Annotated in this window: 9 protein-coding genes; 3 read left to right on the forward strand and 6 right to left on the reverse strand. The window is 68.9% G+C overall.

Annotation, left to right across the window (positions count from 1 at the left end):
* Window positions 1–19: 19 nt before the first annotated feature.
* On the reverse strand, window positions 20–3148 hold the full coding sequence (locus tag J7I44_RS07050; protein ID WP_209618088.1) for a maltotransferase domain-containing protein: 3129 nt from the start codon (window positions 3146–3148) through the stop codon (window positions 20–22).
* Between the two features lie 110 nt (window positions 3149–3258).
* Entirely contained in the window at window positions 3259–3474 is a 216-nt protein-coding gene (locus tag J7I44_RS07055; RefSeq protein ID WP_209618091.1) for a DUF3606 domain-containing protein, read from the reverse strand.
* Window positions 3475–3654: 180 nt separating this feature from the next.
* Here J7I44_RS07055 and J7I44_RS07060 point away from each other — a divergent pair, with 180 nt between their 5' ends.
* The 3 genes from J7I44_RS07060 to J7I44_RS07070 all read left to right on the forward strand — a co-directional run bounded on the left by J7I44_RS07060 (window position 3655) and on the right by J7I44_RS07070 (window position 7017).
* A complete protein-coding gene (locus tag J7I44_RS07060; RefSeq protein WP_245188019.1) occupies window positions 3655–4464 on the forward strand; it encodes an NAD-dependent protein deacetylase in 810 nt (269 codons plus the stop codon).
* Window positions 4465–4538: 74 nt separating this feature from the next.
* Window positions 4539–5336, forward strand: a complete 798-nt coding sequence (locus J7I44_RS07065; RefSeq protein ID WP_209618097.1) for an alpha/beta fold hydrolase — start codon at window positions 4539–4541, stop codon at window positions 5334–5336.
* Complete coding sequence (locus tag J7I44_RS07070) at window positions 5323–7017, forward strand: PAS domain-containing hybrid sensor histidine kinase/response regulator (protein WP_209618100.1); 1695 nt, start codon at window positions 5323–5325, stop codon at window positions 7015–7017. The genes J7I44_RS07065 and J7I44_RS07070 overlap by 14 nt, the downstream gene beginning before the upstream one ends.
* Before the next feature lie 20 nt (window positions 7018–7037).
* Here J7I44_RS07070 and tadA read toward each other — a convergent pair whose 3' ends face one another.
* The 4 genes from tadA to folD form a co-directional block, all read right to left on the reverse strand.
* Complete coding sequence (gene tadA / locus J7I44_RS07075) at window positions 7038–7520, reverse strand: tRNA adenosine(34) deaminase TadA (RefSeq protein ID WP_209618103.1); 483 nt, start codon at window positions 7518–7520, stop codon at window positions 7038–7040.
* A gap of 21 nt (window positions 7521–7541) precedes the next feature.
* Window positions 7542–9122: a glutamine-hydrolyzing GMP synthase gene (gene guaA, locus J7I44_RS07080; RefSeq protein ID WP_209618106.1), complete on the reverse strand. Its 1581-nt coding sequence runs from the start codon at window positions 9120–9122 to the stop codon at window positions 7542–7544.
* 123 nt (window positions 9123–9245) lie between these two features.
* Window positions 9246–10703, reverse strand: a complete 1458-nt coding sequence (guaB, locus tag J7I44_RS07085; protein WP_209618109.1) for an IMP dehydrogenase — start codon at window positions 10701–10703, stop codon at window positions 9246–9248.
* 540 nt (window positions 10704–11243) lie between these two features.
* Window positions 11244–12092 (reverse strand): bifunctional methylenetetrahydrofolate dehydrogenase/methenyltetrahydrofolate cyclohydrolase FolD, encoded by an 849-nt coding sequence (gene folD / locus J7I44_RS07090; protein WP_209618112.1) that lies wholly within the window; start codon window positions 12090–12092, stop codon window positions 11244–11246.
* Window positions 12093–12146: the final 54 nt, after the last annotated feature.

Raw genomic sequence — 12146 nt, forward strand, 5'->3', positions numbered from 1 at the left:
GCAGCGGCATGGCGGACGTTCATGCCTCCACCCGCCAGATCGCATACGGCATGCCCTGCCCCAGCCACACCTGCTGCCGGCCGCCGCGCCAGGTCAGCGTGGCGTCGTGGAGCAGGTCCTCGACGGTGAGCGGCGCGTCTTCGCCCACGCCCCAGTCGGCCAGCGGCAGGTGCAGGTCCGCCGACTGCGCGTGGTGCGGGTCGAGGTTGATCGCCACCAGCACGCGGTCGCGGCCGCCGGGTGCAGTCTTTTCGAAGAAGAGGACCTGGTCGTTGTCCGCGCGCAGGAAGCGCACGCCCAGGTGGCTCTGCAACGCCGGCTGCTCGCGGCGGATCGCGTTGAGCTGGGTGATCTCGGCGATGATGTTGCCGGGTGCTTCCCAGTCGCGCGGCTTGATCTCGTATTTCTCCGAATCGAGGAACTCCTCCTTGCCGGGGATGGGTACCGATTCGCACAGCTCGAAGCCCGAATACATCCCCCACAGGCCAGAGAGCGTGGTGGCCAGCGCGGCGCGGATAAGAAAGCCGCTGCGGCCGGAATGCTGCAGGAAATATGGGTTGATGTCCGGCGTGTTGACGAAGAAGTTCGGCCGGAAGAAATCGCGCGGCGGCCCCTGCGTCAGCTCGGTGAGGTAATCGGTGAACTCCTGCTTCGTATGGCGCCAGGTGAAGTAGGTGTAGGACTGGTTGAAGCCCAGCTTGGCCAGCCGGTACATCGGCTTCGGCCGGGTAAAGGCTTCGGACAGGAACAGCGTGTCGGGGTAGTCGCTGCGCACGCGGCCGATCATCCATTCCCAGAACGGAAACGGCTTGGTATGCGGGTTGTCCACGCGGAAGATGCGCACGCCCTCGCCCGCCCAGTACAGCACCACGTCGCACAGCGCCTGCCACAGCGACGGGATCGCGCCCTCGGCGTAGAAGTCGACGTTGACGATGTCCTGGTACTTCTTCGGCGGATTCTCGGCGTAGCGCAGGCTGCCGTCCGGTCGCCAGTCGAACCACTCCGGATGCTCGCTGAGCCACGGGTGGTCGGGCGAGCACTGGATGGCGAAGTCCAGCGCCAGTTCCAGGCCATGGGCCTGCGCTGCATCGCGCAGCGCGCGGAAATCCTCGATCGTGCCGAGCTCCGGGTGGATGTCGGTGTGGCCGCCCTCCGCCGAGCCGATGGCGTACGGGCTGCCCGGGTCGTGCTCGCCGGGCGTGAGTGTGTTGTTGCGGCCTTTGCGGAAGGCGCGGCCGATCGGATGGATCGGCGGGAAGTACAGCACGTCGAAGCCCATCGCCTGGATCGCGGGAAGGCGTCCGATCACGTCGCGGAAGGTGCCGTGGCGGTCGGGGCTGTCGGTGATCGAGCGCGGGAACAGTTCGTACCAGCTGGCGAACTGCGCCGCCCGGCGGTCGACCTCCAGCCGCAGCGGCGGATGCTCGACGGCAAACGCGCGCAGGTCGCCCTCGGTCATGGCCCGGGCGGTGTCCTCGGCGATCAGCAAGCGATAGCGCGCCTCGTCGTCCCCGGCCCTGGCCAGCGCCGCGGCCAGGGCGCGCAGGGGTTTGCGTTTGGCTGGCGCGGCGCCGGCGGCGGTCTGTTCGACCAGGTGCTGGCCTTCGCGCATCTCCAGCGCGATCGGCACGCCGGCATCGTGCTTGGCGACGATCTCGTGGCGGTAGCTCGCGTAGGCATCGCGCCACGCCTGCACCATGTATTCATGGCGGCCCATGCGGGTCGGTGTGAAGCGGCCGCGGTAGCGGTCGTTGCCGAGCGGCTCCATGCGTTGCTCGTGCCATTGCTTCTCGTCCAGCGCGCGCCAGCGCAGCGCCACGGCGAGCTTGTCGTGGCCGTCCATGAAGACGTCCGCCTCCACCGTCACTACGTCGCCAACCACGCGCTTGACCGCGAAGCGGCCATCGTCCACGCAAGGCGTCACGGCCTCGATGGCGACGCGCGGCGCCTGCGTGGCCGCGGTCAGCGCCTGTTTCGCGGCAGCCACGCCCGTGCGCGTGGCGACCGGCCGGGTGCGCGTGCCTTCGAGTACCTGCGTCTGACCCGGAGCGAGGGTGATCGGCTCGATCACGGGCGCGCCGTCCGGTGCGCTCCAGTCGGCGAAGTGGCTGGCCGCACCGCCGGCGATCGCCCCCAGGTCCACCGGCGTGCCGCTATCGAGCCGCGCGTTGAAGAGCGACAGCCAGGCGCGCTCGCCCTGCCGGCGCAGCACGCCGACCCAGGCATCGTCGATGTGGATCGCCGCCGGTTCACGCGCCTGTGCGCCGAGGCCGCGCAGCCAGTCGTTGATGGCGCGTACGTCGGCGGTGATGTCCAGCGCCTGCGTTTCGTCGCGCGCGAAGCCGGCGGGCATCAACCAACCGCCCGCGCAGGCCGCGGCGAACCAGGCGGCGCGACGGCGGTGGCGCTCGGCCAGCTCTTGTTGACCGAAACGCGGACCGGCCTCCGGATCGTCGAACGGCGCGCCGGCGCAGGCGAGCGGCGTCGCCACTTCGGCCATACGGCGCAATTCGCGACCGAGCCAGCCGGCGCGGAAATCCCACCATTCGGCCGAGCAGAAGGCGTAGTCGAACGCCACGTCGGCCAGCGCGGCCAGTTCCGCCGGCGCCAGTCCCTGGGTCCATCCCAGGAACAGCGCCTGCGGGGCCCGGCCGCGCAGACCGTCGACGAGGTGCGCCCACCAGGCCGCGGGTGCGGCATCGAGCGATGTCAGCCGGAAACCCGCGGCGCCAGCCTGCAGCGCGCCATGCAGCCGCTCGCACCACCAGGCAAGCGCCTCCGGCGCCACCGCATCATCGTGGAACCGCCAGCGCACGCCGGCTTCGGCGGCCGGGCGACGCGGGTCGGGCAGAACGCTCGTGTCGGCAAGCGCATGGAACCAGTCCGGGTGCTCGGCACGCAGCGGGGCGTCGGCGGGCAACGGACGGATCACGTCCACATCGACCAGCAGCTGAAGGCCATGCTCGCGGCACAGCCGCACGAGCGTGCCGATCGCCCCGGTCCCTTCGTCGAGCAAGGTGGCGGGAGCCAGCACGTGACTGAAACCCAGGTCGGCCGCGTAAGTGAACCAGGGCGTCTGCCCGCTGGTAGCGTCTGGCCCGGCGGGCAGGCTGAAGATGCGCGGTCGCGCAACCGGGTGTGCCGGCATGGAAACTCCCTGTGAGGATGGATCGGCCGCAGCCGCGGTCAGGCGGCGCTTGCGCGGGCCGCCGGTGCCGGGGTGGGCAGGCACGTCCGCTGTCCCCTGGCGCCGGGCCATCAGTCGCCGCGTCGGCGGCTTGCGCCGCGCGGCCTGTCCGCATGGCTGGCCTGCGGCCGGTTGGTGTACTGGCGCACCGCCTGGGTGTTGGTGCCGACGACCGCGATCGCCTCGCGCAGGTCGCGCTCGGAGATGCGCAACTGCTTGGACCAGTACCGCATCGCGAACGGATCTCTGTCGTTGATCGTGCTCAGGGTCCGGTCCGATTGGCTCATGATTCACCCGTGGCCGCGCGGTGCTGCGGCAGCACAGCCATCTTGGTGGGGGCGCATTGAAGGCGCCGTCACGGAAAGATGAGACAGTCGTAAAGCGTTTCTGTACGCACGCCACCTGAAGCCGGACCCTTGCCCTTCCCCACTGCACGCGCCGCGCGTGCGGGCGCCATACTTGCCGCCATGCATTCCGACCCGCTCGCTCGCTTCATTGACACCCATCCGCGCCTGTTCGTGCTCACTGGCGCCGGCTGCAGCACGGACTCGGGCATCCCCGACTACCGCGACAGCGACGGCGCCTGGAAGCGGACGCCACCGGTGACCTACCAAGCCTTCATGGGCGAGGAGCGCACACGCAGGCGCTACTGGGCACGCAGCCTGGTCGGCTGGCGCCACTTCGGAAAGGCCCGGCCGAACGGCACCCACCACGCCCTGCAACGGCTCGAGGCGCAGGGCCGGCTGGAGCTGCTCGTGACGCAGAACGTGGATGGCCTGCACCAGCAGGCCGGCCAGCGCCAGGTGGTCGACCTGCACGGACGGCTCGATCAGGTGCGCTGCATGGGGTGCGACTGGCGCGAGTCACGCGAAGCGTTTCAGCAGGCGCTCGATCGCCTCAATCCCGGTTGGTCCATGCTGGATGCGACGGAGGCCCCCGACGGCGACGCCGACCTGGAGGCGGCCCACTTCGACGAGTTCCTGGTGCCGCCCTGCCCGGCCTGTGGCGGCGTGTTGAAGCCGGACGTGGTGTTTTTCGGCGAGAACGTGCCCCGGGAGCGTGTGATGCAGTCCATGCAGGCGCTGGATGCGGCCGACGCGGTGCTGGTGGTCGGCTCCTCGCTGATGGTTTTTTCCGGCTACCGCTTCGTGCACGCGGCGGCGCGCGCGGGCAAGCCGGTGGCGGCGGTGAACCTGGGTCGCACACGGGCCGATCCGTTGCTGAAGCTCAAGGTCGAGGCGCCCTGCGCCGATGCTCTGGCCTACCTGCTGGCCTGATGATTCGCCGCCGGACACAGGCGGTTAACGGGTCCGCCGCTACCGTGGACTGTTCCGCCTGCACAGGAGACGTCATGTCAGACGTCCTGGATCGACACCACGTCCACGTCAGCGGCCACGGTGCCCGCACCATGGTCTTCGCTCACGGCTTCGGCTGCGATCAGAACATGTGGCGCTGGGTCGCGCCCGCATTCGAGGACCGCTTCCGCGTGGTGCTGTTCGACCACATCGGCGCGGGCCGCTCCGATCTTTCGGCGTTCGACCATGAACGGCACGGCTCGCTGGAGGGTTACGCCCAGGACGTGGTGGCGCTTTGCCGTGCGCTGGACCTGCGCGACGGGGTGTTCGTGGGTCATTCGGTCAGCGCCATGATCGGCGTGCTGGCCGCGCGGCAGGCGCCGGAGCTGTTCGCCGACATGGTGCTCGTCGGCCCTTCACCGCGATACATCGACGACCCTGCAACCGACTATGTCGGCGGCTTTTCCGCCGAACAGATCGAGGAATTGCTCGACTTCCTGGACAACAACCACATGGGCTGGTCGCAGAACATGGCGCCGGTCATCATGGGCAACGGTGATCGCCCCGAACTGGCCGAAGAGCTCACCAACAGCTTCTGCCGGACCGATCCGGACATCGCCCGCCATTTCGCACGCACCACCTTCCGTTCGGACAACCGCGACGACCTGGCCGGGCTTGCTGCGCGCGCGCTGGTGCTGCAATGCACGGACGACGTGATTGCCCCGGAAAGCGTCGGCCGCTACGTGCATGCCAGGCTGCCCGACAGCCAGCTGGTCCTGATGCAGGCCACCGGCCATTGCCCCAACCTCAGCGCGCCCGCCGAGACCGTGGCCGCGATCGATGCCTTCCTCTGAGGCCAGCACCCCCACGCCGGCAACCTCGACCAGCAATGACCAGCTGCTCGATCTTTTCGAGCATGCGCCCTGTGGCTATCTGACCGCCGGCCCGGACGGACGTATCGACCGGGCCAATCGCACCCTGTCCGACTGGCTCGGCGTCGAACCCGGGCAACTGGTCGGTCGCCGCTTTCCCGAGCTGCTGCCCATCGCCGGCAAGATCTACTACGAAACCCATTTCGCCCCGCTCCTGCGCATGCAGGGCGCCTTCGACGAGGTCGCGCTGGACCTGCGGCGCGGCGACGGCACGGTCGTGCCGGTGCTGGTCAACGCACGCGAGCGGCGCAGCGCGGACGGTCGGACAGTGTCTCTGCGCATCACCGTGATGCGCGCGCGTGACCGGCGCCGCTACGAGCAGGAATTGCTCGACGCACGCCGGCGCGCCGACGCGGCCACGGCGGAGCTTCGCGAGCTGACACACACGCTGGAAACCCGCGTCGCCGAGGAACTGACGCAGCGGCAGGAGGCCGAGAACCAGCTGCGCCAGTCGCAGAAAATGGAAGCGATCGGGCAGCTCACCGGCGGCGTCGCACACGACTTCAACAACCTTCTGACCGTCATCCTTGGCGGTCTGGAGACGATCGAGCGGCAGCTGGCGACTCCGGGCAAAGACCCGCTGGCCCGGATCGGGCGCGCCGTCGCCATGGCGCGCCAAGGTGCCTTACGGGCCGCCACGCTGACTGCACGCCTGCTCGCCTTTGCACGCCGCCAGCCCCTGCAGCCCAAACCCATTGACGCCAGCCGCCTGGTCACCGGTCTGGCCGATCTCCTGCAGCGCACGCTCGGCGCGACGATTGCCTTGGAAACCGTCGCCGGGGCCGGCCTGTGGCCGGCGCTGGCCGACGCCGGGGAACTGGAGAACGCGCTGGTCAACCTGGCGGTCAACGCCCGCGATGCCATGCCTGAAGGCGGGCGCCTGACCATCGAAACCAGCAATGCCTGCCTCGACGAAGATTACGTCGCCGGGGTGCCCGAACCGTTGCCGGCCGGCCACTACGTGCTCATCGCGGTCAGCGACACCGGGTGCGGGATGGACCAGGTCGCCCTGCAAAAGGCATTCGAGCCATTCTTCACGACCAAGGACGTCGGCAAGGGAACGGGCCTGGGCCTGAGCCAGGTGTATGGGTTCACACGCCAGTCCGGCGGGCACGTGCGCATCTACAGCGAGCCGGGCCATGGCACCACGGTCAAGCTCTATCTGCCGCGCTGCCTGGATACGCGCTGCGTGGACACCGTGGCTCCGCAGCCGGAGAACCAGGCATCGCCGCGTGGAAGCGAGACTGTCCTGCTGGTGGAAGACCACGAGGATCTGCTGGCGTATTCGGTCGCGGTGCTGCGCGAGCTGGGCTATCGCGTACTGGCCGCGCCCGATGCCGCGGCGGGCCTGGCGCTGCTCGGGCGCGAGCCGGAGATCGACCTGCTCTTCACCGACATGGTCCTGCCCGGGGGCGTGGACGGCCGCCAGCTCGCCGAGGAAGCGCGACGCGACCGCCCCGGCCTGAAAGTGCTTTTCACCTCCGGCTATGCGCGCAACGCCATTCTCCGCAACGGCCGGCTGGAAACGGGCATGGACCTCCTCCCGAAGCCATTCACCGGCGAGGCGCTGGCTGCGCGGGTCAGGGCGGCGCTGGACCGGTAGCCGAAAAGCTGCCCAAAGGCTCAGCGGCGCGAGCGGAAGAACTCGCGCAGCATGTCACCCGACTCGGCGGCCAGCAGCCCGCCCTGCACCAGCACGCGATGGTTGTGCCGCTCGGATATCAACGTGTCGAACACGCTGCCGGCCGCGCCGGTCTTCGGATCGGTCGCCGCGTAGACGACGCGGCCGATCCGCGCGTGCACCAGCGCCATCGCGCACATCGCGCACGGCTCCAGCGTCACGTACAGCGTGGCGCCGACGATGCGGTGGTTGGCCAGCTTTTCGCCCGCCGCGCGCAGCGCCATGATCTCGGCGTGCGCGGTCGGGTCATGCAGGGTGATGTTGCGGTTCCAGCCCAGGCCGACGATCTGGCCTTCGTGCACCAGCACGGCGCCCACCGGCACTTCGTTCTCCGCATCGCGCGCGTGCGCGGCCAGCTGCAGCGCGCGGCGCATGTGCTGGGTATCCTCCTCGGAGAAGGATACCGATGGCAGTTCACTGTTCATCCGGGCCGGAGGCGCTTCGCCTCATTCCCACTCGATCGTCGCCGGCGGCTTGCCGCTGATGTCGTAGACCACGCGGGAGACGCCGCGCAGCTCGTTGATGATGCGGCTGGACACCTTGCCGAGGAACTCGTACGGCAGGTGCGCCCAGTGCGCGGTCATGAAGTCGATGGTTTCCACGGCGCGCAGGGCGATCACCCACTCGTAGGCGCGCGCATCGCCCACCACGCCGACCGATTTCACCGGCAGGAACACGGCGAAGGCCTGGCTGGTCTTGTCGTAGAGGTCCGCCTTGCGCAGCTCGTCGATGAAGATCGCATCGGCGCGCGCGAGCAGTTCGGCGTACTCGCGCCTGACCTCGCCCAGGATGCGCACGCCCAGGCCCGGGCCGGGGAACGGATGGCGATAGACCATCTCGCGCGGCAGGCCGAGCGCCACGCCCAGGCGACGGACCTCATCCTTGAACAGTTCACGCAAGGGCTCGACGAGGCCCAGCTTCATGTGCTCGGGCAGGCCGCCGACGTTGTGGTGGCTCTTGATGACGTGCGCCTTGCCGGTCTTGCTGCCGGCCGACTCGATCACGTCGGGGTAGATGGTGCCCTGGGCCAGCCACTTGACCTGGCCATGGCCGGCTTCGGTGACCTTGGCCGATTCCTCGTCGAAGATCTCCACGAACAGGCGGCCGATGATCTTGCGCTTGGCCTCCGGGTCCGCCACGCCTTCGAGTGCCTGGAAGTAGCGATCGGCCGCGTCCACGCGGATCACCTTGACGCCCATGTGCTCGGCCATGGTGGCCATCACCTGGTCGCCTTCCTGGAAGCGCAGCAGGCCGGTGTCGACGAAGACGCAGGTCAGCTGATCGCCGATCGCCTTGTGCAGCAATGCGGCGACGACCGAGGAATCGACGCCGCCGGAGAGGCCCAGCAGCACGTGGTCGTTGCCGACCTTCTCGCGCACGCGCGCGATCTGGTCTTCGATGATGTTGTCGGCCGTCCAAAGCGTGGCGCAGCCGCAGATGTCGACCACGAAGCGCTTGAGCAGCGCCGTGCCCTGCCTGGTGTGGGTGACTTCCGGGTGGAACTGCACGCCGTACCAGCGCTTTTCCTCATTCTCCATCACCGCCACCGGGATCCGGTCGGTGGTGCCGGTAACGGCGAAGCCTGGTGGTGCCTTGCTGACGTGATCGCCGTGGCTCATCCAGACATCGAGCCGGTGCGCGTCGGCGTGATCGCTCAGGCCATCGAACAGGCGGGTGTTGTCGGCGATGTCGACCTGCGCATGGCCGAACTCGCGCTGGTCGGCCGCCTCGGTCGCGCCGCCGAGCTGGGCGGCCATCGTCTGCAGGCCGTAGCAGATGCCCAGGATAGGCAGGCCGGAGTCGAACACTTCCTGCGGCGCCTTGGGCGCGCCCGGCAGCGTGGTCGATTCGGGACCGCCCGAGAGGATGATGCCCTTGGCGCCGAAGCCGGCGATCTGCGCCGGATCGTGGTCCCACGCCCAGATCTCGCAGTAGACGCCGAGCTCGCGCACGCGGCGGGCGATAAGCTGGGTGTATTGCGCGCCGAAGTCGAGGATGAGGATCTTGTCGGAGTGGATGCTCTGCATCGGGGAAAACTCTCGGGAAGTCCAGAAACGATTGCGGCGTCATCCCCGCCCGTGCGGGAATGACGCCACGAAGGCGGGAAGGTCCGGGATGGGCATGCCGAGGCTCCCGGGATCCATGTGGTCTTACGAGTTCAGCCGGTAGTTCGGCGCTTCCTTGGTGATCTGGATGTCGTGCGGATGCGCCTCGGTCACGCCGGCCGAAGTCACCTTCACGAATTGCGCCTTCTGGCGCACGTCCTCGACCGTGGCGGCGCCCAGGTAACCCATCGAGGCGCGCAGGCCGCCGATCAGCTGGTGGATGATGTTGCGCAGCGGGCCGCGGTACGGCACGCGGCCTTCGATGCCTTCGGGCACCAGCTTGTCGGCGTCGGCCTCGTCCTGGAAGTAGCGATCCTTCGAGCCCAGCGCCATCGCGCCGAGCGAACCCATGCCGCGGTAGCTCTTGTAGGAGCGGCCCTGGAACAGCTCGACCTCGCCGGGCGATTCCTCGGTGCCGGCGAACATCGAGCCGAGCATCACGGTGGAGGCACCGGCGGCCAGCGCCTTGGGGATGTCGCCGGAGTAGCGGATGCCGCCATCGGCGATCAGCGGGATCTCGTCCTTGAGTGCGGTGGCGACCATGTCGATCGCGGTGATCTGCGGCACGCCGACGCCGGCGACCACGCGGGTGGTGCAGATCGAGCCGGGGCCCACGCCCACCTTGACCGCGTCCACGCCGGCATCGAGCAGCGCGCGCGCGGCCTCGCCGGTGACGATGTTGCCGGCGATCACCTGCACCTGCGGATAGCGCTTCTTGACCCAGCCGGCGCGCTCGATCACGCCCTGCGAATGGCCGTGCGCGGTGTCCACCACCAGCACGTCCACGCCGGCCTCGACCAGCGCCTCGACGCGCTGCTCGGTGTCGCCGCCGACGCCGACCGCGGCGCCGACCAGCAGGCGCTCGTGCGCGTCCTTGGCGGCATGCGGGTTGTCGCGCGCCTTCTGGATGTCCTTGACGGTGATCAGGCCGCGCAGCTGGAAGTCGTCGTTGACCACCAGCACTTTCTCGATGCGGAACTTGTGCAGCAGCTGCAGCACTTCGTCCTGGCTGGCGCCTTCGCGCACGGTGACCAGCTTGTCCTGGCGCGTCATGATGTTGCGCACCGGGTCTTCGAGCTTGCGCTCGAAGCGCAGGTCGCGGCTGGTGACGATGCCGATGAGCTTCTCGCCATCAACCACCGGCACGCCGGAGATGTTGTGTGCGCGGGTGAGCTGAAGCACTTCGCGGATGGAGGTGTTCGGGCCGACGCTGATCGGGCTGCGGATCACGCCCGCCTCGAACTTCTTCACCAGGCGCACTTCGGCGGCCTGCTGCGCGGCGGTCATGTTCTTGTGGATGATGCCGATGCCGCCCTGCTGGGCCATCGTGATCGCCAGCCGCGCCTCGGTGACGGTGTCCATGGCGGCGGACACGATCGGAATGTTCAGGCGCAGGTTGCGGGTGAGCCGCGTGGAGGTATCGACGTCGCGTGGGAGGACGGCCGAGTGGGCCGGAACGAGATACACGTCGTCGTAGGTCAGGGCCTCGGCGAGGATGCGCATGCGAAAAGTCCCGCTGCAAAGAGGGGATTATACGCGCGTGGGTGTCGTGGTCGCCAGATGGTGGGCGTGGGTGGGTCTGCGCAAGGCTTCCCCCATCCGCCCTGCAGGCACCTTCCCCCGCAAGCGGGGGAAGGATTCGGGGAGCACGAGCGCCAGCCTTCCCCGCTCGCGGGAAGCACGAGCGTGAGCCTTCCCCTGCTCGCGGGGAGGCACGAGCGTGAGCCTTCCCTGCTCGCGGGGAGCACGAGCGTGAGCCTTCCCTGCTTGCGGGAAGCACGAGCGTGAGCCTTCCCCGCTTGCGGGAAGCACGAGCGTGAGTCTTCCCTGCTCGCGGGGAGCACGACCGTGAGCCTTCCCCTACTCGTGGGAAGCACGAGCGTGAGCCTTCCCTGCTCGCGGGGAGCACGAGCGTGAGCCTTCCCCTGCTCGCGGGGAGCACGCGCATGAGCCTTCCCTGCCGGCGGGGAGCACGAGCGTGAGCCTTCCCCCGCTTGCGGGGGAAGGTGCCGACAGGCGGATGGGGGAAGCCTTGCCAGGCGGCTACCGCGCCTCCGCCGCCTCCAGCGTGTTCTCGATCAGAGTCGCCACGGTCATCGGCCCCACCCCACCGGGCACGGGCGTGATCCAGCTGGCGCGCTCCGCGGCGGGTGCAAACTCGACGTCCCCGACAAGCCGCCCGTCGTCGAGACGGTTGATGCCCACGTCGATCACCACCGCACCCGGCTTGATCCACTCCCCCTTCACCAGCCCCGGCCGGCCCACCGCGACAATGACGATGTCGGCCTGCCGCACGAAACCCTCCAGGTCGCGCGTGAAGCGATGGCAGCAGGTCGTGGTGCAACCGGCGATCAGCAGCTCCAGCGCGAGCGGCCGGCCGACGTGGTTGGAGACGCCGACGACCACCGCGTGCTGGCCGCGCACCGGACGGTCGGTGTGGCCTAACAGGGTCATTACGCCCTTGGGCGTGCACGGGCGCAGGCCGAAGCGGCGCAGGGCCAGGCGCCCCACGTTTACCGCCTGGAAACCATCCACGTCCTTGCTGGCATCGATGCGATCGACCAGCGCGTCCTCGTCGATATGCGGCGGCAACGGCGACTGCACCAGGATGCCGTGCACAGAGGGGTCGGCGTTGAGCCTGTCGATCAGCGCGAACAGCTCGGCCTGCGTGGTGCTTGCGGGGAGGTCGTAATCGAACGATCGGAAGCCCACCTGGTGGCAGGCCTTGCGCTTGTTGCGCACGTACACCGACGAGGCCGCATCGTCGCCCACCAGCACGACCGCGAGCCCCGGTTCCGCCAGGCCGCGAGCCTTGCGTTCGGACACGCGCCGCCCCACCCGCTCGAGCAGTTCCTGCGCGATGCGTTTGCCGTCGAGGATGCGTGCGGTCATGGGGCTGCCTGGTCTGCAAAGCGCCTATTATCCCGTCGCCACCGACCCTGCACA

The organism is Frateuria flava, from assembly GCF_017837635.1.
GTDB classification, from domain to species: domain Bacteria; phylum Pseudomonadota; class Gammaproteobacteria; order Xanthomonadales; family Rhodanobacteraceae; genus Frateuria_A; species Frateuria_A flava.